The organism is Candidatus Planktophila lacus, from assembly GCF_002288385.1.
Classification (GTDB): Bacteria; Actinomycetota; Actinomycetes; order Nanopelagicales; family Nanopelagicaceae; genus Planktophila; species Planktophila lacus_D.
Window position 1 is genome coordinate 810,724 of record NZ_CP016783.1, and the last position, 26,329, is coordinate 837,052.

Genomic DNA, 26,329 nt, shown 5'->3' on the forward strand with positions numbered 1-26,329 from the left:
GGGCTAGCACTCACCGCAATTGGTGAAGGGCTAGCCCTTCGTATTTCATTCATCTTGATATCAAGATAAGAGTATTAATTGTCTTGCACTCAACTCGTGAGTGTCTAAAAGGGAGAGATTAAGATGAAGAGAAAGAGTTTTGACAGAATTGTTACGGCAGTTGGTTTTGGTTTGGCAGTTTTCCTACTGATAGCTGCAGGCCTACTTAACTGGGGCGCAGGTTTTGCCTCAGATGCAGTTAGTTCACAGTTAAAGGCGCAAGAGATAACAATTCCTGCTGTAACTGGTAATCCAGATGAAGCAGCAGATGTGACCGCGTTCTTTAAGGATAACGGCGACAAAGTTTTATCTGATTCCAAGCAAGCGCAAATGTATGCCGATAATTATCTTGGCTTCCATTTATCAAAAATGCCAACCTATGCTGCAGCATCTAATGCAAGTCGCGCAGCAAACGCAGCGTTGGCGGGTAACCCAACAGATCCAGATTTGAAAGCGGCTGCAGTGAAATGATCGCCCTCAGAGGTAAGGATTACTGCGCGAACTGCAAAGTCGCCGGCCGCCTCATTCAACCCATTTGCAAGCCCCGCATACATCTCCCGAGTGAGCGCATTCATTTTTTCGGCGCGATTGAAGGAGAGAATCTGGATCGCGCCCTCACGGCGGCTGGTGATCTGCGACATCTGCGCATACTACTGGTTGGTAACCTTCGAGGAAAGGAGGACACTGAAGAAGACGGAGAGGTCAAAATGGCTGCAGATATAACGATCACCGCACGTGAACTCAATCCTTTTGAGCAACTGGTACTTGGGTTGCTCTGCGAAGGTAAAACCAATGCCGCTATCGCTCGCGAGACTTCACATACCGAAAAGGTTGTAGAAAATACAATCAGTCGCGCCGCTAAAGCGTTCAACATAAAGTCCGATGCTGATACAAATATTCGAGTACTTCTAGCACTTGCCTATCGCACACATTTTGGTGATGCAGCATTAGACCGCCTGGGGATTCCCTGCTCTCACTTAGAAGTTGGAGCCGATGGACAGATGCTTTGCAACAAGATTGTTCATTAACTAGATCACTCATCTACTGGGGCTAGCACTCACCGCAATTGGTGAAGGGCTAGCCCTTCGTATTTCATTCATCTTGATATCAAGATAAGAGTATTAATTGTCTTGCACTCAACTCGTGAGTGTCTAAAAGGGAGAGATTAAGATGAAGAGAAAGAGTTTTGACAGAATTGTTACGGCAGTTGGTTTTGGTTTGGCAGTTTTCCTACTGATAGCTGCAGGCCTACTTAACTGGGGCGCAGGTTTTGCCTCAGATGCAGTTAGTTCACAGTTAAAGGCGCAAGAGATAACAATTCCTGCTGTAACTGGTAATCCAGATGAAGCAGCAGATGTGACCGCGTTCTTTAAGGATAACGGCGACAAAGTTTTATCTGATTCCAAGCAAGCGCAAATGTATGCCGATAATTATCTTGGCTTCCATTTATCAAAAATGCCAACCTATGCTGCAGCATCTAATGCAAGTCGCGCAGCAAACGCAGCGTTGGCGGGTAACCCAACAGATCCAGATTTGAAAGCGGAATACGCTGCGAAGATTTCAACCCTAGATACCGTATTTAAGGGAACCGTTCTCCGCGGAACTTTGTTAACTGCTTATGCATTTGGAACTCTCGGATACATCGCAGGTATTTCAGCGCTTGTCTCACTTGCCGGAGCGGCAGTTATGTTCTTCCTTTCAGTTCTGGGACTGCTTCATATTCGTCGCACTCCTGAGGATGCGACGATTTAGCCCTCAACTCTCCGTGAGGGTGCCCCTCGTTAGTTCGCCGTAAGGCAGCGCTAGCGAGGGGTTTTTTACGACTCGCCAAGGCTTTGCACGCTAGTAGCGGTGGACGAAGTCGTACCCTTAAACCATTCCCTGGTAGTTCTCAGTAAACACTTCCCCAGCAAAGAGGGCCCACGCTCGGTGGACCTTCCTTAAGCGCCATTACCGTCTGCGGTAATCGGAAAGGAAGACAATGTCGTTACTCTCATGGAAACTTCACGGAAATGGAAAGAGCGTTTCAGCCGGTGAGGTTGTATCTACAGATGAAAGACTCACTTGGCCTCGCACAATTGGAGTAGGTCTACAACATATCGCGGCTATGTTTGGTGCAACATTTCTTGTACCCATCATTACCGGGTTCTCGCCGACTACGACTCTCTTCTTTTCTGGAATTGGCACAATCCTCTTCTTAATTATTACAAAAAATAGAGTCCCAAGTTATCTCGGCTCTTCCTTTGCATTCTTGGGGCCAATCGCTGCAGCAATGACAGCTGCTGGAACTGGCGGCGGAATGGCGGCAGCCCTTGGTGGAATCGTCTTTACTGGCGTAGTTCTTGCCTTGGTTGGTCTGGCAGTTCGCGCAGCAGGAATCGGTTGGATTAACTGGCTACTTCCACCAGTTGTAACTGGAACGATTGTTATGTTGATCGGTTTCAACTTGGCAGGTGCTGCAAAGGGTAACTTCACCAAGGAACCACTAATTGCGATCATTACGCTTGCGAGCATCGGTGTAATCGGCGCATTCTCAAAAGGCTTTATGAGCCGCATCAGTATCTTCTTGGGGCTTGTTGTTGGTTACGTTGTCGCGCTAGCCATGGGCGATGTCGATACAAAGGGAATCTCAGCAGCTGCTTGGTTCGATACCCCAACATTTACAACACCAACATTTAGCACCAACATCATGATCCTCTTCTTACCTGTCGTTCTTGTTTTGATCGCAGAGAACGTCGGCCATGTTAAGGCTGTCGCTGCGATGACCGGTAAAGATCTAGATGATCAAATGGGCAATGCGTTGATGGCAGATGGACTTGCAACAACTGTTGCCGGTTTCGGTGGTGGCTCTGGAACAACTACTTATGCAGAAAATATCGGAGTAATGGCAGCCACTCGCGTTTACTCAACTGCTGCATATTGGATCGCTGGCGTTGGAGCAATCTTGCTATCGCTATCACCAAAATTTGGCGCAGTGCTTAGCGCTACTCCAGCTGGCGCCCTTGGTGGCGTATCAACGGCCCTCTTCGGAATGATCGGCATCTTGGGTGCGAGAATTTGGATTGAAAGCAAAGTTGATTTCTCTGACTCAACCAACCTACTTATTGCAGCATCTGCTCTAATCATGGGTATTGCTGACTATTCATGGACCCAAGGCGATTACACCTTCACAGGTATCGTCAACGGAACGCTCGTTGCAGTAATCGGTTATCGAGTGCTCCATGCAATTTCGAAAGCCCGGGGCAATTAGCTACTAAGCAAATAAGTACTAAATAGGCGGGCCAAGAAATTGGTCCGCCTATTTCTTTCCCACATCAATTAATATTTGGTTAGAATTCCGAAATGGTTATCCCATCGCGCTTGATTGAATACATCATCGCCGCGATGATAATTATTCTGGCGCCCGGTCCTAGCGTCTTGTTTGTAATTGCCCGCGCCATTGCCTGGGGAAGAAAAGTCGCAGTCTTTACAGTTGCCGGCAATGTAACCGGCGCATTCTTTCTATCTTCGCTTGTTGCTTTCGGTTTAGGGCCAATACTTTCAAGGTCCGACCTCGCTTACTCCGCAGTGCAATGGGGTGGCGGTGGATATCTGGTCTACCTAGGAATCAACTCAATTAAAGCGCGCAAGATCGCCGCCGCTGATATGAAGAGCCAAGGAAGCGTCGTTCCAACCTTCTGGCGTTCTGTGCGTGATGGTTTCTGGGTTGGTGCGCTAAATCCTAAAGGTTTAGTTTTCTATGCCGCAGTGCTGCCTCAATTTGTAGATATCGAGCGCGGAAATGTAACCGGGCAATTACTTTTTCTCGGAGCACTCTTCTCGATTTTAGCTTTTATCTCAGATGGAACATGGGGGCTCTTAGCGGGAACAGCTCGAGCATGGCTGGCAAGTGATGAGAAACGGTTAGAACTTTTAAGAGTTATTGGTGGTTGTGTGATGATTATCTTGGGTCTATTGGTCATCGCGTCAGCCCTTCGTGATTTAATCAATACATGAGTTCATCAACTAATTCCAAGATTGTTAAGCCTGAGAAACCCGCGCGCGACACTATTGCCCCATCGGATCTAACCTTTGGGCTTTCTACTTGCAAGCGTTGCCTTTGGATTAAGTATTGGTTTAAAGTCATGATGCCCGGGCAATTTCCTTTAGTTAAACCTCTCTCATCTGCGCAAGAAGAACATTTCCGCCGCGCAGCGATGCCTGATCTTGATCCATCACTTGCGCCGGGCGTTGTTAAGCAATGGGGGCAATGGGTTAAGAGCGCACCTATTGAGATCAATGGTGAGGCAACCCGTTGGCGGATCCTTGGAATTTACGACCTGCTCGCACACTATGACGATGGCAGCGTAGGAATTATCGATTGCAAGGTCTCGGATTCAGATCGCGACAACGCGCAGTTCTACGCTCCGCAGCTCGAGGCTTACGCCTACGCGCTCGAAAATCCTGAAAAAGGTAAGCCCTTCCCAGTTTCATCAATGGGTCTGCTGGTCTGGAAGTTAGCTGGCGTAACGCCCACGGCAGATGGCGCACATGGCTTTGGCGTAACCCAGCACTATCTCCATGTCACGCGCGATCAAGCCCAATTCAAATCTCTGATCGCCGATTTGATTAACGTCATCGAGGGAGACTTACCCGATGCAGGGGTTGATTGCGATACCTGTAACTACTTAACCAAGCGTTTATCGCTTGAAAGTTAATTAACCCTCTTCGTCTTCGGTACTTTTCTTCGCCTTTGTTGCATAAGTATCAACATACTCTTGCCCAGATAAAGCTTGGATCGTCTCCATGATTTGATCTGTGACATCGCGTAGATGCTGCAGATCTGTTGAGTCACCTTCAAAGTACATTGGTTCACCAAAGATCATCTCAACTCGCATCACCTTTGGAACAACAGTTCCGGTTGGCTGAATCTTTTCGGTATTAAACATCGCCACCGGAATAATTGGAGCGCCTGATTCGATTGCCAGACGCGCAATGCCTGTGCGACCTTTATAAAGCCTGCCATCTGGTGAGCGCGTACCTTCAGGGTAGATACCCAGACACTTACCTTCAGCTAAAACTTTCAAACCGGTAATCAGCGCTGCTTCACTGCGACGACCACCAGAGCGATCAACGGGAACTTGACCGAGGGCGATAAAAGTTAACTTCTTTAGTAATCCCTTTGGGCCAGGTGATGTGAAGTATTCACTCTTTGCCAAAAAAGTGACCTTGCGCGGAACAACCAACGGCATGAATATGGAGTCACTAAAAGATAGATGGTTGGAAGCGATGATCACCGGGCCAGAACCTGGAACGTGGCGCAGCCCCTTTACCTTCGGGCGAAAGAGCACCATTAGAAATGGCGTCAAGAATGCGCGCAGAATGCCGTAAGGCAGGTTGTTCATGGCGTTAATTTACCGCTTAACCAACCCATAACCAACCTAATGTGCGAATATGAACCATGGAGCGCAAGAGATGAGCGGAAAAGATCCTGGACATGGCGAGCCAGATGACGCCCATGAACGCGAGTTGATCGATTTGGAATTTCAATCAATGGTTGAAGGTCTATCACTTGATGAATCTTCTCCAACAACGTATTTAGATGAACTAGATAAATTTGAAGATCAGAATCGTTTTCAACCACCAGCGCCACCAAAAGTTGGTTTAGGTGAAACTTTTAAGCGCGCTATAAATTCAATTAAGAATTGGAAGAACGGCCCAACCTTTCGCGACGACGATGGTGCCGCACTTTAAATTCTAGACAAATCAGCAACGCCAACTAATCCCGCGTTATTACCCAGTTCTGCTGGAACGATTTCGGGGTAAGGATGCTTTCCGGAGAATGGAATTAGGCTAAGTGCGGCTTTGCGCGTTGGTGACAAGAAAAGCTCACCGGCATCGATAACTCCCCCACCTAAAACGATGCAAGATGGATCGATCACCGCACAAAGCGATGCAATACCTGCTCCTAAGTAACTCGCCATCGTATTAAATGCAGCCAGAGCAACTGGATCTTCATCGCGCGCTGCTTCAGTAATTTGATGGCCTTTAAGCCCTTCAAGTGTTCCATCACCACGAGCCAATAAATTTCTTGCAAGGTCAGGGCTCGCGTTGATCGCTTCTCGTGCATGTCGCATCAGTGCCGAACCTGATGCATATTGTTCAAGGCAGCCACGAATTCCGCATCCGCAGAGATGTCCATCCGGTACAACGCGAATGTGTCCTAATTCAGCGCCTATTCCGAAGGCTCCTCTAAAGACAGAGCCATCAAGAATCAAGCCTCCACCGACTCCGGTACCTAAGGTGAGCATCATTAAATCTTTACGGCCGCGTCCTGCTCCAAATTTAAATTCGCCCCACGCGGCAGAGTTTGCATCATTTTCTAAGACAATTCGATTGCCAATAATCTGCTTTAGTTCCTGAACTAGATTTACGCCGTTCCAACCAGCGATATTGGGAGTTGCCAAGATCGTTTGACGATCTGATGAGATAAATCCGGCCGCTGACACACCAATCGATTCGACTGGATATTCCTTTGATAATTCGTTTGCGACATCGGCGATAGTTTGGGTTAACGCCTTACCGCCTTCGCGCGGAGTATCACGGCGCGCAGTTGCCAGAATTTCGCCTGTTTGAGAGACAACCCCACCAAGGACCTTTGTACCACCGACATCTATGCCGATGGTATTTGAATTATCTTTACTCATTAAGGTTCTTAAGGGCCCTTGATCTCGGTGAAGAAATCAGCCTTCTATATGTTCTTTTAGTTGTTTAAGCGCAGAATCAATTGTTGACTTCTCTTGCTTTGTAATCATCATTGCCGGAATCGGCATAGATAAACCTACCGAAAGCTCGTAGGTAACAGAGGTCGTATCGGAGTCGAGGCTCTTGAGTAAATATGCGCCATCCATCTTCGTTAAAATATTGGCATCTTCTAATGAGAAGGTGACCTTGCTTGGCGCTTCTGACCATTCGAAGTTGAGGGTTACGACATCTTTTACTGCGCCGGCATCAACTGACAGGGTTGCCTTGGTAGCCCGACCTTGGCCATCGCTCTCCAGAACATCTACCTTCTTAAAGGCGCCTGACCATTGTGGGTAATCCGCAATTGCAAAAAGGGTGGCTGCTACCTGATCAAGTGGGGCATCGATGGAGATCGTTGAACTGCTCATATCGCTCATGGCTGTAGGTTACCTGAGAACGCTGTTAAAAAAGTACTTCGTAGCCTCTCCCCATTTTTCAAGGTGGGCGCTAGCGTTAGCGCCATGAACGAGATCACAATCCCAGCACTTGTCCCTGCGGCATCGACCGGAAACCTAACTAACTTAATTGCAGAACGCGCTTGGTTTGAACCCAACCGCACAATGCTTTCACGTCCCCTAGGAGATGGATGGCAGAAGGTTTCTGCAAAAGAGTTAGAGGAAGAAGTCCGCGCAACTGCGAAGGGTTTAATCGCCGCCGGAATTCAAATCGGTGATCGCGTCGCAATTATGGCGCGCACACGTTACGAATGGACGATTCTTGATTTTGCAATTTGGTTCGCAGGTGGATGCGTTGTTCCTATCTATGAAACATCTTCAGCCGAGCAAGTAGATTGGATTCTTTCCGATTCTGGCGCTGTTGGTTTAATCGTTGAAACTCCAACTCACCGCGAGCTAGTTAACACAGTTCTTCCTTCTCACACCAAACATATTTGGACTATGACCGAGGATGTTCTATCGGTTCTTGCCGCAGCTGGCGCTCACATTGGTGATGATGAGATCGATCGCCGCCGCAACGCCTTGCTTCCAGATACTCTCGCAACTCTAATCTACACATCTGGAACAACTGGTAAGCCAAAGGGCGTTCAACTAACTCACGGCAACTTCTTATCTGAGTGCGGAAATGTTGTTGAAGGCGCAAGTAATCTCTTCTTAAAGCCAGGTGGATCAACCCTTCTCTTCTTGCCAGTTGCCCACGTATTCGGTCGCATGGTTCAGATCGGTGCGATTCGTGCTGGGCTTCACTTGGCGCATTGCAGCGACCCAGTTGGCAGATTGCAACCAGATCTCGCATCATTTAAGCCAACCTTCGTTCTCGCTGTGCCTCGTATCTTCGAAAAGGTTTACAACGGAGCAGAAGCAAAGGCTGATGCAGCTGGTAAAGGAAAGATCTTCCGTAAAGCAGCAGATGTCGCAATTGCATATAGCGAAGCGATGGATAAGCGTGGATTCAATCCGCTGCTCACTCTCAAGCATGCACTTTTCGACAAGTTGGTATTTTCAAAGATTCGCGCCGCCCTTGGTGGAAATGTAGAAGCAGCGATTTCAGGAGGTGCACCACTTGGAAGTCGTCTCGGGCACTTTTATCGTGGCGCTGGTGTAACAATTTATGAAGGTTACGGATTAACTGAGACGACTGCGGGCGCAACTTTGAATATGACTGGTGCGATTAAAGTTGGGTCTGTTGGAAAACCTATTCCAGGAACTTCCGTCAAGATCGCCGATGATGGTGAAGTTCTAATCAGAGGACCAATCGTGATGCGCGGATACTGGCAGAACGATGAAGCAAATGCCGAAGTTTTCACCGAAGATCGCTGGTTTAAATCAGGTGACCTCGGCAAGATCGATGAAGATGGCTTCCTTTCAATTGTTGGACGCAAGAAAGAGCTAATCGTTACTGCGGGTGGAAAGAACGTAGCGCCAGCAGTCCTGGAAGATCGTCTGCGCGCCCATTCACTCGTAAGTCAATGCGTTGTAGTCGGTGATAACCAACCATTTATCGCAGCGCTAGTGACCATCGATCAAGAAGCGCTTAAAGGTTGGATTGCCGCCAATAAGAAAGATGGAGCAACAGTCGCAACGTTGACCCAAGATCCTGATCTAATTTCAGTGATTCAGACAGCGGTCGATGAAGCCAATAAAGCGGTGAGTAAAGCCGAATCAATTCGCAAATTCACGATCCTTCCGACAGATTTCACAATCGCAGGCGGCCAATTGACGGCAAAGCTTTCAATTAAGCGACATGTGGTTGCACAGGAGTTTGCTAAGGAGATTTCTGAGCTCTTCGCTAAGTGAGTAACCCAGCACGACTTGAACTAGCGCGCGATCTTCACGATGGCATAGCGCAAGATCTGGTTGCTCTCGGGTACGAATTAGATCTGCTCTTGGGAACAACTGAATCAACGGTTGAATCACGTCGTGAAATTCGCGTACTGCGCTTTAAGGTCGATGATCTCATCTCGAAAGTTAGGCGCGAGATGTATGCACTGCGCGATCCTCAAGTAACCACTTTCCAGGATGCGCTCAGCCAGTTGATTAACGAAATTTGTGGTGATCTACAAGTTACGCAGACCATCAGCCATTTCTCTATTCCCAATTCCTACCAGCCTGAATTAAAAGCGATCGCGACAGAGTTGCTTCGCAACGTAAAGGCTCACTCTAGGGCTAGCCATATTGAAGTCCTTTTAAAAGGAGTTGAAAATCGCACCTACTTAGAGGTTAGCGATAATGGAGTTGGAGGTGCGCAGGTGAATACCTCAGGTTTAGGACGTTTAGGTTTAATGGGCGTTAAAGAGCGCGTTGAACAACTTCACGGACAGTTAAAGATTATCTCTACTGAGAACGGAACCCGCATAAAAGTAGTTCTGTGAGTGATGCAGTAGCACCACCACGAATATTGGTAGTTGATGATCATTCAGCTGTTCGTGCCGGCCTGGCCCGCGCCATTGAAGAAGCGCAGATGGTCTGTTGTGCTACGGCAGCAAGTAAATCTGAAGCGATGGCGCAGCTAGCGCATACCGATCCGGATGCGATGGTTGTCGATTTGAACCTACCCGATGGCAGCGGTTTGGATCTGATTCGTTGGGCTCGAAAGAATTCAAAGGAGATTGCAATTGTAATGCTCACTATGAGCGATAACGAAAGCGATCTAATTGCCGCAATGACCGCTGGCGCCAGCGGATATGTTAAGAAAAGCGCCCCGCTTTCAGAGTTGATCTCCGTCCTAAAGAGAGCGCTACTTGCACCAAACTCATTTACCGCATCCAACATAGTCTCTGCGCTTAAGACAGTATCGGCTGCGAAGTTGTTAACCCAACGAGAAGTTGAAGTTCTGCGAGCAATTGCAGGCGTTGGAGATATCCGTGAACTCGCACAGCGGCTGTATATATCTGAATCAACGTTTAAGACGCATTTAACTTCAATTTATCGAAAACTTGAGGTCACAAATAGACTTGCTGCAATAAGAGTTGGAATTGAATCAGGAATTATTTAAACAACGAGTTAAATTCCTTTGCCCAAATCTCCCAGCGCCATTTTTCTATGATCCAACTGCGACCGGCCGCTCCCATCGCCTTCGCACTTATTGGATCATCAAACAATTTGATTAGCGCCTTAGAGACTTCTGTTGGTGAGGTTCCATCAACGCTAAATCCAGTAACACCTTCATCAACGGCATCAGGTGCTCCCCCAGAACGTCCTGCGATCACTGGCAAGGCGCAGGAACTTGCCTCTAAATAAACAATTCCGAGGCCCTCTACTTCAAGGCCGGCTAACCGTGATCTCGAAGGCATTGCAAAGATATCGCCAGCACATATGTAACGGGGTAAATCTTTATATTTGATACGTCCAATAAATGTCACTGCATCCGATAATTTTAGTTTCAGAACCATCTTTGTAAGGTCTTTTCGGTAAGGTCCTTCTCCAACCATCAAAATATGCGCCGTCGGATGTTTTTCTAAGATAGCGGGCAGTGATTGAATCAAAATATCTTGGCCTTTACGGTGCACAAGTCGACCTACGCTAACAATTACCTTCTTATCGGCTAGACCCAAATCTTTCCGTAATTGCTCAGATGTTGAATCTGGAGCAAAGTGATCAGTATCGATACCCGGTGCAATCTTGGTAAGCCTTAACTTGGCTTTTGGCGAAAGCGCTTTAGCAATTTCACCCTTTGTAAAATCGCCAAGATAGGTCAGATGATCAACGTTATTGCCAATAAAAGATATCGCTGACGAGAATGGCCACAACTTTGCCCACCAGACTTCATGTCCATGGGTTAGCGCGACGATATTTACAACGCCTTTTTTGCGCAGACTTCGAGCCATGACTCCAAGAGGAGCCGCCGCTCCGAAAAATACCTGTTTGATCGAATCACGCGCGATAACTTTCTTCACGTTTCGGATTACTCGTGGAGTCGGAAGCAAAATCTTGGAACGATCGCGAATTACCTCAACGCCAAAATCTCGCATCCATCCTTGATCATAAGAAGTTGTGTCACCCTGCGCGGAGGTATAGACAATTATTGATCCTTTGGGCGCGCGTTCAATCAGACCCATAACAAAGGTTTCGATGCCGCCGGCGCGGGGACCAAAGTCATTTGTGATGCAGAGAATTTTCCCTAAAGTAAGTTCAGACATTTACTTTGGTAGTTAGAGTCTGCGTGCGCCGACGAATGGTTTTCTTCCCAAGTTAGATGCGCTTGCGACTTTCACACGCGAACCAGATCGAGGTGCATGCACCATCTTTCCGCCACCCAAATAGATTCCAACGTGCGAGATTGGTCGACCAAAGAATATGAGATCGCCTGGAGCAAGATTTGAACGCTTAACCGATTTTCCATAGTTAAATTGAGCGCGCGATGAGTGCGGCAGAGAAACGCCTGCGGTCTGGAATGCACGCATGGTCAGCCCTGAGCAATCCCAATAGGTCATGCCATCGGCGCCGAAAACATATTTGTCACCGATCTGCTTCAAGGCAAATTGCAGCGCCTTTCCAGCTCGTCCTGAAACTGCTCCGGCTGTCTTTGCGGCGGCAAGTGACGATGCTTGGTCAGCATCTTCCTCTTCTTGCGCAAGCCTGGCTAAACGTTCGCGATCTTCCTTCTTTAACTTTGATAAGAGCGATTCGGCCTCTGCCAACTTCGCAATTGCGCGCGCGCTTTGCGCAGCCAATTTTTTCTGGGTTGCTTTAACTAGCGCGAGTTTGTCGCTGACTGTTAGCGAAGTTGCGGTAAGGCGTTGTTTGGCTGCTTGAAACTTTCGAAGCTCTACCGATTTCTTACGGGTAATTGCTTCTAGCGATCCTGCTGCCGAAAGGTAGAGCGCTGGATCTGATGAGAAGAGAAGTTCTAGGCTCTGACTTAACCCACCGGTTTTAAACTGCTCAACAGCGATCGCGTTAAGAGATTTAGAGAGAGCAGCAACGCTCTGACTTTGCACCGCAGCCTTCGCCTGGATGCCTTGAAGCTGTCCATTTAGCGAGGCTAATTTAACTTTTGCTTCCTGAGCGCCTTCTGCAGCAGTTGTGGCTTCTTCTTCAAGTTGGCGAACGCGCGCCTGAACCTGCGCCAAAGTTTGGGCAGCGCCAGCGCTAGGCGCGGTAAGCAACGGGGCAACCAGCGAGATAATCGCGCTGATTAGAGCCGCCAAAGAGCGCTTTGAAGTAAACATAGGGTTAAAGGCTAACGGTGCCTTATGAAGCAACTCAAACCGAAATAAGCGTGGCTGCCTGTGAATTTATTCTTATCTACGCTCGCCCAGCGGAGTTAAAGCGTAGTGGGCGGACTATTCCACGGGATGAGAGCAGATCAATCGCCTCAGCCGTTGTATCAGGAATTTCGCAGATTTCGCTGCGTTGATCTTTCTTGGGAGTTGAGAGGAGAAAAGTCAGTACGCAATCGTTGCAACCGATATCGCGAACTGCACATGAGTCACAGGTAATTATCATGAAGGAAACGTTACGTCTTCGCACTGACATCTACTTTGCCGCCAGATAGCCTTTCGACCATGGCCGTCTTCGCAACTCTGGTTACCGGAAGCGATGGCTCAACGACAAAAGGTGGCTCATCGCGCGCGATCACCAGCGGGGCAGATCGCACTGAATTTCTGACTCGCCGGCGCACCGCAGATTTCATCTTAATCGGAGGCAAAACGGCTCGAAGCGAGCCGTATCACCGCACCCCCGTCCCGGTTGTTATTGCTTCTCGTTCCATGGTCAACGCCCTTGCCGATAACCGGGATGCGCATTGGTGGAATTGCTCACCAAGTGCGGCGCTAGATCGCGGCATAAAGAAGTTTGGCAGCAATGTTTTGGTGGAAGGCGGCGCCACCTTCATCTTCGAACTAATTAGCAATCGCGCATTAGATGGAATTTATCTCAGCGTTACGCCAGAGAGTGGCGGCGAAGCCAAAATTGATTATCAAGAACTCCTTGCCAAGTTCTCAGAAGTCACCAGTCGCGAAGTTGATGGAACGCAATTTTTTGAGGCGCGGGACTTAATGGCCTAGAAGGCTGAAATTATGGCAACGCCTGCAACCGCAGCTGCAATTCCGATGTACTGAACTTTATGAAGTCGTTCATGTAAGAACTGGTATGCAAGTAACGCGGTAAAGATCGGATAGAGCGCGCCAAGAACCATTGCCAGAGTTAAATTGCCCTTTGTCGTTGCAACCCCCAAAAGTAAATTTGCTAAGAAATCTGCAACACCGATAAAGATCAAAATCGGGCTCTGTTTAAAGTTCAAGCCGCCTAAAGTTTTATATCTTGCAAAGATTCCTAATGAAACGAATAACGTTGTTAAACGCATCATCACCATCGTCATAAGAGCGCTGCCTTGCGAACCAATCGCCATAAAAGTAAGTGCAGTACCGAAACCACCTGCTGCGCCAAGGGCTAGAAATAGCGGCTTCAGCGGAAGTCCTTGAGAAATTTCTGGTCCACTCGCTAAGAAAGCGCCGACGATTGCAAGTGCAGCGCCAATACTTAGAATTAAAGAAAGGCGATCTCCTTTTACAAAGAAGGCATAGCCGACAGGAATCAAGGCGCTTAAACCGCTGATTGGAGATACGACTCCCATGCGACCAGTAGAAAGTCCCGCATATAAACAAATTAACCCTAGATATCCAAGAACTCCGGCAAGTGCTCCGGGAAAGAAATAACCATCAGGGCCAAATGCATCTGCAGAATAATCTCCAGTAACAATTACCAAACCAATTCCAAAAATTAAACCGATTGCTTGGGTTACTCCGAGCACTGCGATCGCTGGATGGCTCTTACTTAACTTGCCACCGTGATAATCCGCAGTTCCCCAAAGAGCGCTTGAGAGAAGGGCTAAAAAAGTTGCCATGGGCCTAAGGGTACACACGCAAAAAGAGAGTAAGCGCCCTGCCTCCCACTTAAAAGCAGGTCCTATCTTTAGAATTAACCAGTGGATTTAAACCAATTTAATCGCATGATCGAGCATCTGCGCACCGCTACACCGCGCGCTGAGATCATCTTGGAAGAAGTCCCAGCACCTCAAAAATTAGCTACTTACTCTTTTGCATTTACCGCAGATGTATCAAATGGTTTGCTCGGTGATGATGAAGATGAAGTTGCATCTGGTCGCTTTGTTTTGCTGCACGAACCCGGTGGGCAAGAGACCTGGGAAGGTGAATTTCGCTGCGTTACATTTTTAAGTGCAGATGTAGATGAGGCGATGCAAGATGATCCGCTTCTGCCTGAAGTTGGCTGGTCTTGGCTCCTAGATTCTCTCTCAGCAGTAGGTTGCGAATTCAACGCCCCAAGCGGAACTGTCACGCGAGTTTCCAGCGCATCATTTGGAAAGCTTTCACCTCGAAATGATCAATCTGAAATCGAAATCCGCGCATCATGGAGTCCAATAATCAAAGAGAGCGCCGAGATGATTAAACATATCGATGCCTGGTGCAATCTCCTTGGCGAAGTTGCCGGACTTCCACCCATCGTCGAAGGCGTAGCGCCAATTTCTGCAGCACGACGTCGCGTATAAAAATTATCTATGAGTGAAGATAAATCAACTACCGTAGAAGAAGTCCCGGCAACGCCAACCGTAGTTCCGCTCTTAGCTCCCGCTAATGGCATCCCACCGGTAGTTGATACGGATCTGAAATTTGCAGCCGCTCTTGCTCAACTAACTTCAGGACGTGGCCCTTTTGCAGTCGATGCCGAACGAGCCTCCGGATATAAATACAGCGCCCGTGCTTATCTAATCCAGATTAAACGTGAAGGCGGCGGGCTTCACTTGATCGATCCGATTCCATTTGGACCAAACCATAAGTATTTTCAAGAGCTAAACACGCTTCTGCAGAGCGATGAAGTAATTCTGCACGCAAGTACTCAAGATCTTCCATGTTTGCGTGAACTTGGAATAAACCCAAAGCAACTCTTTGACACCGAACTTGGAGGGCGTATCGCAGGTCTGCCGCGAGTAGGACTCGGGCCACTACTTGAATCACTTATGGAAGTCTCGCTCGCCAAAGAGCATTCGGCAGTTGATTGGTCGCAGCGCCCCTTGCCCCAAGATTGGCTAAATTACGCCGCCCTTGATGTGGAACTTTTGATTGAACTTCGCAATCAGATGTATGCAATTCTTGAGAGTTCAAAGAAGCTCAAGTGGGCGATAGAAGAATTCCAATCGATTATTGATGCACCTGCTCCCCCACCACGCGTTGATCCTTGGCGTCGCACATCCGGGATGCATAAGATTAAAAAGCGCGATCAACTTGCAATCGTGCGAGCGCTCTGGACAGTCCGTGCCGAAATCGCTCAAGAAGTAGATATCGCACAAGGGCGTTTGTTATCAGATGCCGCAATCGTTGAGATTGCAACGAAAGCTGTTGAAAAACCAATTAAGACGAAGAAAGATTTAGAGAAGGTTCTGCGCCCGATTGGTCTGCGAGCGCGTTGGTTTGAAAATACCGCCACCTGGATTAACGCCGTCACCGATGCCCTTGCCTTGCCCGAGAGCCAATGGCCACCGGTGCGCACCGATAGCGACTCACTGCCTCCAATAAAGATCTGGCGCGAGCGCTTTCCTGAGAGATATGCCCCGCTCACCCATGCCAAGGCCAATATTCAATTAAAGGCCAATGAGCTAGTTATCCCCTTTGAGAACTTGATTACCCCTGAATATGTCCGCCGGATCTGCTGGAACTCCCCTAAATCAGGGGTAGCAGCCGCCCTAGCCGATCTCGGAGCCCGTGGGTGGCAGATCGAGATAGTTGCTCCGATCTTGGAAGCTGCCCTTTTAGAGACCGAACCCCTGGCTATCGCTGAGAGTGAGCCTGATTCCGAGGCGCAGGCTCCAGAACAGGTGTGATGAATTACGCAACACTTAAGTTGCGTAAATACTGGGGTCGTTCTAGATTTATCCCATGCTCAGCACATTCATTATCGCCCTACGCGAAGGCCTAGAAGCCGCGTTAATCGTTGGAATTCTCGTTGCCTACATCGTTCGCACAGATCGTCGCCATTTTCTTAAGCCGCTCTGGACAGGTGTTGCAGCCGCACTAGCTGCAACTTTTGCACTTGGCGCATTTCTCTCTTTCACCTCAGCTGAATTATCCGATCGCGGAGAAGAGCTATTTGCTGGCATCACATCTTTCATCGCAGTTGGACTTGTTACATGGATGGTCTTCTGGATGAAGCGCACAGCGCGCACACTTCGCAACGAGCTACATGGAAAAGTTGATACCGCACTCACTGGAGGCCCAATAAGCCTTGCTTTAGTGGCTTTTTTCGCTGTTGCCCGCGAAGGTTTAGAGACCGCGTTATTTGTTTACACTAACTTTAAAACAGTCGGCGCTGCATCAACTGCAACTGTTGGTTTAGTTCTTGGACTTACCTTGGCAGTTGTTCTTGGATATTTGATCTACAACCGTTCTGTAAAATTAGATCTCTCAAAATTCTTCACAGTAACTGGAGTTGCGCTAATCATCGTCGCAGCCGGCGTCTTGTCTTACGGCATCCATGAGTTCCAAGAACTTGGTTGGATTCCGGGCGTTGATGACTTCCTATGGGATGTAACTCCTTGGATCGCAAAGGAATCAATCTTGGCCTCGCTCCTAAGCGGCACCGTAGGCTTTGATACAACGACCTCCTTTATTCAATTTATCGCTTGGTCTGCCTATCTAGTAGCTGTCTTGGTCCCATACCTTTCAAAGGGTAAGAGCCAGCAGAGCGCGCCTGCCGCCGAGCAGGTGAAGGCTTAACCTTTAGCCTGTTCCACTTTTGGCTACTGACCAGTAACCTTTCTCTATAAGCCCGCGCTCGCCCTTTTCAGGGCAAGAGCAGTTGGGCGCTTAAGAGAAAGCAGTCGTAAATGTCTCGCACCGTTGTCCTAGTTGATGCCGTTCGCACCCCATTCGGAAAAGCCGGAAGCATGTACTCCGGAACGCGCGCTGATGATTTGATGGTGCGCGCAATGCGTGGCCTACTAGAGCGCAACCCTAAAGTTTCGCCAGATGCGATTGAAGATGTCGCGATTGCTGCAGCAACGCAAACCGGCGATCAAGGAATGAACTTAGGGCGAAGCGCATCACTTTTAGCGGGGTTACCAGTCACTGTTCCAGGTTACTCAGTCGATCGTTGGTGTGCAGGCGCCATGACTTCGATGACGACCTTGGCCGGTGCAATTGCTATTGGATCAATCGATATTGCAATCGCTGGCGGCGTTGAACATATGGGAAATCATCCAATCGGTGATGGCCTTGATCCCAATCCACGTTTTCTTGCAGAGCGAATCGTTGAACAAGATGCGCTCGCCATGGGTGCAACCGCTGAACGTTTACATGATCGCTTTCCACAATTAACAAAAGAGCGCGCAGATCGCTATGCGTACAACTCACAGATGAAGACTGCAGCTGCATATGCTGCCGGAAAGATTCAGCGCGATTTGATTCCAACTGCCGCACGTATTCCTGAGATGGGTTGGGGTATTGCAACAGTTGATGAACCACCACGCCCAACGACAACTATGGAAGGCTTAGCAACGCTCAAAACTCCATTCCGCGCCGCCGGCCGCGTAACTCCAGGAAACTCATCAGGTTTAAATGATGGCGCAACTGCTGCGCTGCTTGCTAGCGAAGATAAAGCGAAAGAACTTGGGCTAACAATTAAAGCCAAGTTGGTTTCTTATGCATTTGCCGGTGTAGAACCAGAGGTAATGGGATTTGGACCGGTGCCTTCGACAATCAAAGCTCTTGCCAAGGCGGGTCTAAAGATTGAAGATATTGGCGCATTTGAAGTTAACGAAGCATTTGCTGTTCAGGTAATTGCATTTCTTGATCACTTTGGAATCGCCGATGATGACCCTCGTGTTAATCCTTATGGCGGCGCGATTGCAGTTGGCCACCCATTGGCTTCTTCCGGAATCCGTCTAGCGCTCAACCTGGCGCGCGCCTTTGAAGAGCACCCAGAAGTGCGTTATGGACTTACAACAATGTGTATTGGACTTGGCATGGGCGGCACCGTTATTTGGGAGAACCCACACTTTTCAGGAGGATCAAAGTAATGACTACCGAAATCAAATTACCTGAAGGTGCGCCAGAAGAAGTTGTCACCAACGCACTTGTCCGCGATGTTGATCTAACTCCATTTGGTTTTACTGGCTCGCTAGCGTTGATTACCTTAGATAACGGACTTGATCACACCCGTCCCAATACCTTCGGTGCTCAGTCACTTATAGCCTTAGATGCTGCGATTACCGATGCGATTGGCCGCTCCCCTGCTGCAATTGGCATTATCGGAAAGCCCTTTATCTTTGCTGCAGGAGCTGATCTTTCAGCGCTCTCATTTCTTTCTGAGCGCTCACAATCACTTGCTATCGGAAAACTTGGCCACGATGTATTTCGTCGCCTAGATGAATGCGGAGTTCCTACCTTTGCATTTATCAATGGTTTAGCACTTGGTGGCGGGCTCGAAGTTGGTCTGCATTGCAACTATCGTACTCTCGCATCAACTGCATTTACTGGATTGCCTGAAGTTTTCTTAGGGCTAGTTCCAGGCTGGGGTGGAGCGACAATTCTGCCAAAGCTAATCGGACCAGAGCGCGCTATTCAAGTCATCATGCTTAACGCTTTGAATAACAACACCATGATGAAGGCTAAAGATGCGCTATCACTTGGAGTTGTGGATGCAGTCTACGAACCTGCCGATTTCCTAGAGCGCTCTGTCTCATTTGCAGCAAAAGTCTTAAGTGGTGCAACGAAGGTAGAACGTAAAGATTATTCACAAGATCCGACATGGGATGCCGCGCTTGCTACAGGTAAGGCTGCAGCCCTTAAGAAATATGGCGGAGCAGAGATCGCATCTCCTATGCGCGCACTTGAACTAATTGCTGCGGCTCGCACCAACACCCGTGGTGCAGGATTCGATGCTGAAGATCAAGCACTCGCTGATCTAACAATGTCTGATCCACTTCGCGCATCTCTATATGCATTTAACTTAATCCAGAAGAAGCGCAAGAAAGTTGAGGGCGCACCTAAGCCAGCGCTAGGCCGAAAGGTAACCAAGGTCGGTGTTGTTGGTGCTGGACTTATGGCATCTCAACTCGCTCTGCTCTTGCTGCGTAACCTTAAATGTCCAGTCGTCATGACCGATATTGATCAAGAACGTGCCGATAAGGGCGTTGCTTGGGTAAAGAACGAACTTGCAAAGTTGGTAGAAAAGAAACGCATGAGCGAAGAATCTGCGCGTCGCCTTTCACTTCTAGTAAGCGGTTCTGCTGATCAGAGTTCTTTCGCTGGTTGTGACTTCATTATTGAAGCAATCTTTGAAGAGCTATCTCTTAAGCAAGATCTATTTAAGAAGCTCGAAACTATCGTCTCCCCCGAATGTGTATTGGCAACCAATACCTCATCGCTCTCAGTTGAACGCATGAGCGAAGGGCTAAAGAATCCAGAGCGGGTAATTGGCTTCCACTTCTTTAATCCGGTTGCAGTGATGCCACTTCTAGAAGTTGCACGAACCTCAAAGACAGATGATGCAACAACTGCAACTGCAGTCAGCGTTGGTAAAGAGCTAAAGAAGACGATGATCATCTGTAAGGATGCACCAGGCTTTGTCGTCAATCGCTTGTTAACTCGCTTCATGGGCGAGGTAACAGATGCCGTAGATGAAGGAACCTCACCAGAAGTTGCAGATAATGCAATGCGCAGCATCGGTTTCCCAATGTCGCCATTTGAACTTCTCGATTTGGTTGGCCCAGGCGTTGCCTTGCATGTTTCTGAAACGCTGCACGAGAACTTAGGTCCGCGCTATCGCATCTCACCAACGATGCAAGCAATGGTCGATGCCAAAGTTCGCAACTTCTACATCAAGGGCGCCGATGGAAAGTTCAGCGCTAACCCTGAAGCAGTTGCGTTGATTAAGCAGGGCGATAAAGCATCAACTGCCGAGCAAGTACGCGATCGCGCACTTAACGCTTTGGCAACTGAAGCACGCATGATGCTAGATGAAGGCGTTGTCTCATCAGCTGCTGAGATTGATCTCTGTATGTTGATGGGTTCCGGTTGGCCGATGCATCTCGGCGGAATCTTGCCTTATCTAGATCGCGAAGGAATCAGCGAAGCGGTTTGCGGTCAGCGCTTTCATGCACCGGGTATTGCATCTCTGCCATAGTCGACTCTTCCAAGCTCGAAGTCGAGTGGGAACTGTTCCACTCGACAATGCTTCTTGCGATGCTCTGAGCGGTAATTCCGAGATCGTTCATGATCTCAGAGCGCTTTGAGTGCTCAATGAACTCCAGTGGAATTCCGATTGAGTGAATAGGCGTAGTCAGCCCAGATTCACGAAACATTTCAGAGATCGAACTTGCAATACCGCCGTGCTTAATTCCATCTTCTAGAACAACTACGCTCTTATATCGCTGGGCAATTGTGACAAGTGAGACCGGAAGTGGCTTAACCCAGCGCGGATCGATAACCGTTACGCCAACGCCTTCGCGGTAAGCCATTGATGCAGCTTCTACTGCGATCGCGGCCATCGCGCCAATGCTCACCAAAAGTACATCTGCACTCTCTCCGCGATATAGAACATCGATGCCATCGCGTCTTTCAAATGCTGGAAGATCTTCTTGAACCGCTCCCTTTGGAAAGCGCAGCAGCGATGGCGCATCTGAAATAGCAACTGCTTCGCGCAAAATTTCACGCAGTCGTGCGCCATCACGAGGTGCGCCCACATGCATATTTGGAACAATTCCAGTTAACGCTAGATCCCAAATGCCGTGATGTGAGGGGCCGTCATCTCCGGTTATTCCAGAGCGATCTAATACGAAGGTAACGCCAGCCTTGTGCAGCGCCACATCTAAGAGCAACTGATCAAATGCACGATTTAAGAATGTTGAATAAAGTGCGACAACTGGGTGCAGACCAGCAAATGCCATTCCTGCTGCGCTAGTGACGGCATGTTGTTCTGCAATGCCAACATCGATAGTGCGCTCAGGAAATGCTTTCTCGAATTTGCCTAAACCTGTTGGTCCAAGCATCGCTGCCGTTATCGCGACGATATCGCTGCGTTCGTGGCCAATCGCAACTAACTCTTCGGAAAATACCTTGGTCCAGCTGGTACCGCTCTTCGCTAACGGCGCGCCAGTTTCTGGATCAACGATTCCAACTGCGTGAAATTTTTCGGCTTCATCTGCAACTGCAGGTTGATGGCCACGTCCCTTTTCAGTGATTGCATGAACAAGAACTGGCGCGCCAAATTCTTTAGCTTTGGCTAAAGCCTTTTCAAGGGCGGCGATATCGTGGCCATCGATTGGACCCATGTACTTCAGGCCGAGATCTTCAAACATTCCTTGTGGGGCGACAATATCCTTGATGCCCTTCTTCATACCGTGCAAAGTTTCATAAATCGGAGTACCGACAACCGGGGTCTTATGTAGAAATTCTTTACCCCAGTCAAGGAATCTTTCATAACCGCGGGTTACGCGCAGAGTTGAGAGATAAGTTGCAAGTCCGCCAATTGTTGGAGAGTAAGAACGTTCGTTATCGTTTACGACGATTACTAAATTTCGCTCTTCTGTAGCTGCAATATTGTTGAGCGCCTCCCAAGACATACCGCCGGTGAGTGCGCCATCGCCAACCACAACAACTACATGGCGATCACTTTGCCCAGTACGTGAAAATCCGTAGGAAATTCCATCGCCCCAAGAGAGCGCAGTTGAGGCGTGAGAGTTTTCAATTACATCGTGTTCGCTCTCGCTGCGATTTGGGTAACCAGCGATTCCACCGCGTTGGCGCAGACCATCGAAACTATCTGCGCGGCCGGTAATTATTTTATGAACGTAAGATTGATGCCCGGTATCAAAGAGCACTACATCGCGCGGTGAATCAAAGGTTCTATGTATCGCCAGAGTTAGCTCGACAACGCCTAAGTTAGGGCCGAGATGGCCGCCGGTCTTAGAGACTTTTTCGATAAGGAACTGGCGAATCTCTTCGCTTAACTTATCTAACTGTGCGCGATCCAGCGCCTTAATATCAGCGGGACCTTTAATCGACTCGAGCACGTACTTAGTCTAGTTAAGGCCCTGCAGTTACGCGATATTTAGGCGAGCATCTGGCTATCTCTTCGCGCAGCTACTGAAGTAGCTGACGGAGGACGTACTGCATGATTCCGCCGTGGCGATAATAATCACCCTCACCTGGCGTATCGATGCGAACCTTTGCGGTAAATGTCTTATCCCCTGCTGTAACAGTTACCTCTTTCGGAATACCTCCGCTATTTAGCGCGGTGATTCCGGAGATCGCAAATGTTTCATCGCCCTTAAGTCCAAGGCTCTGTGCAGTATCGCCATTAGTAAATTGCAATGGAAGAACTCCCATTCCAATCAGATTCGAACGGTGAATGCGCTCAAAGCTTTCAGCGATTACGGCGCGAACTCCAAGGAGAGCAGTTCCCTTTGCGGCCCAGTCGCGAGATGAACCTGATCCGTACTCTTTTCCAGCCAAGATAACTAGCCCAACTCCAGCTGCTTGATAAGCAACTGATGCATCGTAAATTGTTGACTGTGCACCGTTATCAAGGAAGTTGCGAGTAAAGCCACCTTCTACGCCATCTAGCAACATATTCTTTAAGCGAATATTTGCAAAGGTGCCGCGAATCATTACTTCGTGGTTTCCGCGGCGTGATCCATATGAGTTGAAATCTGCACGCGCAACGCCATGTGCTTCTAGGTATTTGCCTGCTGGTGAATCAGCTTTGATATTTCCTGCAGGTGAGATGTGATCTGTGGTCACAGAGTCTCCAAGGATTGCTAGAACGCGCGCACCAGCGATATCGGTGACTGGCTTTGGTTGCGCCGGCATTCCATCAAAGTATGGAGGTTTGCGAACATAGGTTGATTGCGCATCCCATTCAAATGTCTTGCCAGTTGGCGTATCAAGTGATTTCCAACGGTGATCGCCATCAAAGACAGTCGCATAATCTTTCTTAAACATCTCAGATGAGATAGAAGAATCAATTACATCTTGAATCTCTTTCGCACTTGGCCAGATATCTGCCAAGAGAACTTCCTTGCCGTCCTTGTCGGTGCCAAGTGAATCCTTTTCAAAGTCGTGGTTCATAGTGCCTGCTAGCGCGTAGGCAACTACAAGTGGAGGTGAAGCTAAGTAGTTCATCTTCACATCAGGGCTAATGCGGCCTTCAAAGTTACGGTTGCCAGATAGCACGGCAGTTACAGCAAGATCGTGTTCGTTAACAGATTTGCTGATTTCTATTGGAAGCGGACCAGAGTTTCCGATACAAGTTACGCAGCCATAGCCAACAAGGTGGAAACCAAGTGCTTGCATATATTGAGTTAGGCCAGCGCGATCGTAGTAATCGGTAACAACTTTTGATCCTGGTGCCAGAGTTGTCTTTACCCATGGCTTAGAAGTTAGGCCGCGTTCTACCGCTTTCTTAGCAAGTAGCGCAGCGCCGATCATTACCGAAGGATTTGAGGTATTTGTACATGAGGTAATTGATGCAATTACGACGTCACCATTTTTAATGGTTGTCTCTTTAGCGCCAACCTTTACTGGATAGGCCTCTTTGCCAGTCTTATCTGTGAAATAAGTTGGCAAGATTTTATCGAAGGCCGACTTTGAGTCGCTTAATGAGATGCGATCTTGTGGGCGCTTAGGTCCAGAGATTGATGGAACAACTGTTGAAAGATCTAGTTCAACATGTTCGGAATATCGTGGGCTAACTGATGGGTCATGCCACATGCCCTGTGCTTTTGCATATTGCTCAACAAGTGCAAGCTGATCTTCGCTGCGTCCAGTAAGACGCAGGTAGCGAAGGGTTTCATCATCAATTGGGAAGATTGCACAAGTCGAACCATATTCAGGGCTCATATTTCCAATTGTGGTGCGGTTCGCCATTGGTACAGAGACAACGCCTGGTCCATAAAATTCAACGAACTTTCCAACGACGCCATGCTTACGCAATATCTCGGTAATTGTTAGCGCCATATCTGTGGCAGTTGTCCCCACAGGAAGAGAACCGCTTAGCTTGAATCCAACTACGCGAGGGATCAACATTGAAACTGGTTGTCCAAGCAACGCTGCTTCCGCCTCGATACCGCCGACTCCCCAGCCAAGTACGCCGAGTCCGTTAACCATTGTTGTGTGTGAGTCCGTGCCAACGACAGTATCTGGATACGCGCGGAGCACTCCATTTACGGTGCGAGTCATGATTACTCGCGCTAGGTATTCAATATTTACCTGGTGCACGATTCCGGTTCCAGGTGGAACCACTTTAAATTCATCAAAGGCGCCTTGGCCCCAGCGCAGGAAGCGGTAACGCTCGCGGTTGCGCTCATATTCAATATCGGTGTTCTGTTCGAAAGAATCTTTAGTTCCAAATACATCTGCGATAACTGAGTGGTCGATAACTAGTTCAGCAGGTGCCAGCGGATTTACTTTGGCTGGGTCTCCCCCGAGATCAACGATTGCTTCGCGCATAGTTGCTAGATCTACTACGCAAGGGACTCCGGTAAAATCCTGCATGACAACGCGGGCAGGTGTAAATTGAATTTCAGTATCTGGTTCAACTGATGGATCCCATTGTGCAAGCGCTTTGATGTGATCAGCGGTGATATTTGCGCCATCTTCGGTGCGGAGTAAATTTTCAAGTAAGACTTTAAGCGAGAACGGCAAACTAGCAGCGCCTTCAATTTTAGAGATATCAAAGATTTCGAAATCTTTGCCGCTAACGTTTAGATTCTTCTTGGCACCTAATGAATTTTTGCTCATCGTTTATCCCTCACTGATTTATCTTGACGTCAAGATACCTTAACTCGCTTAAAAAGCGCAACAGATTCGATGTGTTGCGTCATCGGAAAGAGATCAAAGGCGCGAATTTCGGCCAGCTGATAGCCCGAACTTTCCAGATACGCGCTATCTCGGGCAAGGGCTGCGGGATCGCAAGCCACGTAAACAATGGCGCGTGGCTTGAGTGAAACCATTGATTCAACGACGCTCTTGCCGGCGCCTTCGCGAGGTGGATCGAGAATAATTACATCGGCTTTGGAAAATCTCGGCAAGATCTTTTCTACATCACCGGTATGAATTCCGACATTGGTGCGCTCGGCAAAATTTCTAAGCGCATCCCCAGTTGCAGATTTACTACCTTCGACTAGATCAATTCTGCCGCTCTCGCCAACTAATTCGATAGCTTGAGAAGTGAACAGCCCAACTCCCCCATATAAATCAAGTAGATGATCCCCGCTCTTAACTTGAGCGAACTTCAAAACGGCTTCAGTTAGGACTCGTGGCGCTTCCTTATGGCTCTGCCAGAACGAACGTTGTGAAACCTCTAATGGAAATTCATTTACCGCATATCTTGCGATATCTGGACCTTCCGAAGTTCGAACTGGGCTTTCATCGCGCATATATCCCGTCGCAATGGTCCGCTCACCGGTTGAAGAAATCGATACTTCGACCTGCAGATCCCCTTTCCACTTTCGATTACTCAACTCTTGATATTTCAATTCTGGTTGCAGAATTCGACAATCAGAGACCGGAACAACTTTATTGCTACGTGCTTGGCGAAATCCGAGCGCTCCATCACGTGTTGTTACCGCTGTAAAGCGGGTGCGATATCCAAGCGGCCCAGCAACTTCTTCTACCTTCACAAGTACTTCCTTCTTGGCAATACGTGCGAATTGTTCAGTTATAACTTCACTCTTTAGCTGGCGTTGTCTTTCCAGCGAAATATGTTGAAAGTCGCATCCCCCACAACCAGCGCGATGCGCAAATTGGCAAGGGGCGCTAACGCGATCACTAGATGCGCTCACAACTTTCACGACATCGGCGCGATTAAAAGAAGATCCGGTACCGGTTATCTCAATCTCAACTTCTTCACCAGGTATCGCATGGCGAACAAAGATCACTGCTCCTTGGTGGCGCGCTATGAAATGACCGCCATGGGCGATCTTCTCGATGGTGACGTTAAAGCGTTGACCTACGGATAGGTCCGCCTTTCTTTCTGATTTTTCCATTCGAGCATCATCTACCGCCATGTGCCCAAGCCTAGAGGTGGTAAGTTAA

At 48.4% G+C, this 26,329-nt stretch carries 27 protein-coding genes; 16 read left to right on the forward strand and 11 right to left on the reverse strand.

What is annotated here, in order from left to right; all coding sequences use genetic code 11:
- The first annotated feature begins 123 nt into the window (after positions 1-123).
- Positions 124-510 (forward strand): hypothetical protein, encoded by a 387-nt coding sequence (locus tag A1sIIB60_RS04060; RefSeq protein WP_095689226.1) that lies wholly within the window; start codon positions 124-126, stop codon positions 508-510.
- Here the strand turns inward: A1sIIB60_RS04060 and A1sIIB60_RS07375 are convergent.
- On the reverse strand, positions 417-680 hold the full coding sequence (locus tag A1sIIB60_RS07375) for an enoyl-CoA hydratase/isomerase family protein (RefSeq protein WP_095689227.1): 264 nt from the start codon (positions 678-680) through the stop codon (positions 417-419). The two genes, A1sIIB60_RS04060 and A1sIIB60_RS07375, sit on opposite strands and share 94 nt — an antisense overlap.
- 66 nt (positions 681-746) lie before the next feature.
- Between A1sIIB60_RS07375 and A1sIIB60_RS04070 the strand changes: the two genes are divergently transcribed.
- The 5 genes from A1sIIB60_RS04070 (at position 747) to A1sIIB60_RS04090 (ending at position 4,736) form a co-directional block, all read left to right on the forward strand.
- Positions 747-1,067: a helix-turn-helix domain-containing protein gene (locus A1sIIB60_RS04070; protein WP_095689225.1), complete on the forward strand. Its 321-nt coding sequence runs from the start codon at positions 747-749 to the stop codon at positions 1,065-1,067.
- A 142-nt stretch (positions 1,068-1,209) separates the two neighbouring features.
- Positions 1,210-1,791, forward strand: a complete 582-nt coding sequence (locus A1sIIB60_RS04075; RefSeq protein WP_095689228.1) for a hypothetical protein — start codon at positions 1,210-1,212, stop codon at positions 1,789-1,791.
- Between the two features lie 229 nt (positions 1,792-2,020).
- Positions 2,021-3,289: a uracil-xanthine permease family protein gene (locus tag A1sIIB60_RS04080; RefSeq protein WP_095689229.1), complete on the forward strand. Its 1,269-nt coding sequence runs from the start codon at positions 2,021-2,023 to the stop codon at positions 3,287-3,289.
- A gap of 92 nt (positions 3,290-3,381) precedes the next feature.
- Positions 3,382-4,035: a LysE family translocator gene (locus A1sIIB60_RS04085; RefSeq protein ID WP_095689230.1), complete on the forward strand. Its 654-nt coding sequence runs from the start codon at positions 3,382-3,384 to the stop codon at positions 4,033-4,035.
- Positions 4,032-4,736: a PD-(D/E)XK nuclease family protein gene (locus A1sIIB60_RS04090; protein WP_095689231.1), complete on the forward strand. Its 705-nt coding sequence runs from the start codon at positions 4,032-4,034 to the stop codon at positions 4,734-4,736. The genes A1sIIB60_RS04085 and A1sIIB60_RS04090 overlap by 4 nt, the downstream gene beginning before the upstream one ends.
- Here A1sIIB60_RS04090 and A1sIIB60_RS04095 read toward each other — a convergent pair whose 3' ends face one another.
- Positions 4,737-5,423, reverse strand: coding sequence for a lysophospholipid acyltransferase family protein (locus tag A1sIIB60_RS04095; RefSeq protein WP_223298645.1), 687 nt, complete (start codon positions 5,421-5,423; stop codon positions 4,737-4,739).
- Between the two features lie 49 nt (positions 5,424-5,472).
- Between A1sIIB60_RS04095 and A1sIIB60_RS04100 the strand changes: the two genes are divergently transcribed.
- A complete protein-coding gene (locus A1sIIB60_RS04100; protein ID WP_150131912.1) occupies positions 5,473-5,772 on the forward strand; it encodes a hypothetical protein in 300 nt (99 codons plus the stop codon).
- Here A1sIIB60_RS04100 and A1sIIB60_RS04105 read toward each other — a convergent pair.
- Both A1sIIB60_RS04105 and A1sIIB60_RS04110 read right to left on the reverse strand, forming a co-directional pair.
- Positions 5,769-6,725: an ROK family glucokinase gene (locus A1sIIB60_RS04105; RefSeq protein ID WP_095689233.1), complete on the reverse strand. Its 957-nt coding sequence runs from the start codon at positions 6,723-6,725 to the stop codon at positions 5,769-5,771. The genes A1sIIB60_RS04100 and A1sIIB60_RS04105 overlap by 4 nt on opposite strands.
- Positions 6,726-6,761: 36 nt before the next feature.
- Positions 6,762-7,199, reverse strand: coding sequence for an SRPBCC family protein (locus A1sIIB60_RS04110; RefSeq protein ID WP_095689234.1), 438 nt, complete (start codon positions 7,197-7,199; stop codon positions 6,762-6,764).
- Between the two features lie 84 nt (positions 7,200-7,283).
- On the opposite strand from A1sIIB60_RS04110, the gene A1sIIB60_RS04115 reads away from it, so the two are divergent.
- The 3 genes from A1sIIB60_RS04115 to A1sIIB60_RS04125 are packed head-to-tail and all read left to right on the forward strand — an operon-like array spanning position 7,284 to position 10,272.
- Entirely contained in the window at positions 7,284-9,074 is a 1,791-nt protein-coding gene (locus tag A1sIIB60_RS04115) for an AMP-dependent synthetase/ligase (protein WP_095689235.1), read from the forward strand.
- The gene (locus A1sIIB60_RS04120) at positions 9,071-9,649 is read left to right on the forward strand and encodes a sensor histidine kinase (protein WP_095689236.1); all 579 of its coding nucleotides are present in this window, start codon (positions 9,071-9,073) and stop codon (positions 9,647-9,649) included. Before A1sIIB60_RS04115 ends, A1sIIB60_RS04120 begins: the two co-directional genes overlap by 4 nt.
- A complete protein-coding gene (locus A1sIIB60_RS04125; protein ID WP_095689237.1) occupies positions 9,646-10,272 on the forward strand; it encodes a response regulator in 627 nt (208 codons plus the stop codon). The genes A1sIIB60_RS04120 and A1sIIB60_RS04125 overlap by 4 nt, the downstream gene beginning before the upstream one ends.
- On the opposite strand, the gene A1sIIB60_RS04130 is transcribed toward A1sIIB60_RS04125, so the two are convergent.
- The 3 genes from A1sIIB60_RS04130 to A1sIIB60_RS07240 form a co-directional block, all read right to left on the reverse strand.
- A complete protein-coding gene (locus A1sIIB60_RS04130; RefSeq protein ID WP_095689238.1) occupies positions 10,265-11,416 on the reverse strand; it encodes a glycosyltransferase family 4 protein in 1,152 nt (383 codons plus the stop codon). The two genes, A1sIIB60_RS04125 and A1sIIB60_RS04130, sit on opposite strands and share 8 nt — an antisense overlap.
- Before the next feature lie 12 nt (positions 11,417-11,428).
- Positions 11,429-12,448, reverse strand: coding sequence for a C40 family peptidase (locus tag A1sIIB60_RS04135; protein WP_095689239.1), 1,020 nt, complete (start codon positions 12,446-12,448; stop codon positions 11,429-11,431).
- Between the two features lie 76 nt (positions 12,449-12,524).
- The gene (locus A1sIIB60_RS07240) at positions 12,525-12,725 is read right to left on the reverse strand and encodes a hypothetical protein (protein ID WP_125932397.1); all 201 of its coding nucleotides are present in this window, start codon (positions 12,723-12,725) and stop codon (positions 12,525-12,527) included.
- 59 nt (positions 12,726-12,784) lie between these two features.
- Between A1sIIB60_RS07240 and A1sIIB60_RS04140 the strand changes: the two genes are divergently transcribed.
- Entirely contained in the window at positions 12,785-13,285 is a 501-nt protein-coding gene (locus tag A1sIIB60_RS04140) for a dihydrofolate reductase family protein (RefSeq protein ID WP_095689240.1), read from the forward strand.
- Here the strand turns inward: A1sIIB60_RS04140 and A1sIIB60_RS04145 are convergent.
- The gene (locus A1sIIB60_RS04145) at positions 13,282-14,124 is read right to left on the reverse strand and encodes a DMT family transporter (RefSeq protein ID WP_095689241.1); all 843 of its coding nucleotides are present in this window, start codon (positions 14,122-14,124) and stop codon (positions 13,282-13,284) included. The genes A1sIIB60_RS04140 and A1sIIB60_RS04145 overlap by 4 nt on opposite strands.
- Before the next feature lie 81 nt (positions 14,125-14,205).
- On the opposite strand from A1sIIB60_RS04145, the gene A1sIIB60_RS04150 reads away from it, so the two are divergent.
- The 5 genes from A1sIIB60_RS04150 (at position 14,206) to A1sIIB60_RS04170 (ending at position 20,417) form a co-directional block, all read left to right on the forward strand.
- The gene (locus tag A1sIIB60_RS04150) at positions 14,206-14,787 is read left to right on the forward strand and encodes a DUF3000 domain-containing protein (RefSeq protein ID WP_223298646.1); all 582 of its coding nucleotides are present in this window, start codon (positions 14,206-14,208) and stop codon (positions 14,785-14,787) included.
- A gap of 9 nt (positions 14,788-14,796) precedes the next feature.
- The gene (locus tag A1sIIB60_RS04155) at positions 14,797-16,116 is read left to right on the forward strand and encodes an HRDC domain-containing protein (protein ID WP_095689242.1); all 1,320 of its coding nucleotides are present in this window, start codon (positions 14,797-14,799) and stop codon (positions 16,114-16,116) included.
- A gap of 55 nt (positions 16,117-16,171) precedes the next feature.
- Entirely contained in the window at positions 16,172-17,008 is an 837-nt protein-coding gene (efeU, locus tag A1sIIB60_RS04160) for an iron uptake transporter permease EfeU (RefSeq protein WP_095689243.1), read from the forward strand.
- A 110-nt stretch (positions 17,009-17,118) separates the two neighbouring features.
- A complete protein-coding gene (locus A1sIIB60_RS04165) occupies positions 17,119-18,309 on the forward strand; it encodes a thiolase family protein (protein WP_095671224.1) in 1,191 nt (396 codons plus the stop codon).
- Positions 18,309-20,417 carry a 3-hydroxyacyl-CoA dehydrogenase NAD-binding domain-containing protein gene (locus A1sIIB60_RS04170; protein ID WP_095689244.1) on the forward strand — a complete coding sequence of 703 codons (2,109 nt, stop codon included), beginning with the start codon at positions 18,309-18,311 and terminating at the stop codon, positions 20,415-20,417. Before A1sIIB60_RS04165 ends, A1sIIB60_RS04170 begins: the two co-directional genes overlap by 1 nt.
- Here A1sIIB60_RS04170 and dxs read toward each other — a convergent pair.
- From dxs to A1sIIB60_RS04185, 3 genes are all read right to left on the reverse strand, one after another.
- The gene (gene dxs, locus A1sIIB60_RS04175; protein ID WP_095689245.1) at positions 20,359-22,305 is read right to left on the reverse strand and encodes a 1-deoxy-D-xylulose-5-phosphate synthase; all 1,947 of its coding nucleotides are present in this window, start codon (positions 22,303-22,305) and stop codon (positions 20,359-20,361) included. The genes A1sIIB60_RS04170 and dxs overlap by 59 nt on opposite strands.
- Positions 22,306-22,375: 70 nt before the next feature.
- Positions 22,376-25,033: an aconitate hydratase AcnA gene (acnA, locus tag A1sIIB60_RS04180; RefSeq protein WP_095689246.1), complete on the reverse strand. Its 2,658-nt coding sequence runs from the start codon at positions 25,031-25,033 to the stop codon at positions 22,376-22,378.
- Positions 25,034-25,062: 29 nt separating this feature from the next.
- Positions 25,063-26,301, reverse strand: coding sequence for a class I SAM-dependent RNA methyltransferase (locus A1sIIB60_RS04185; protein WP_223298647.1), 1,239 nt, complete (start codon positions 26,299-26,301; stop codon positions 25,063-25,065).
- Positions 26,302-26,329 lie beyond the last annotated feature (28 nt).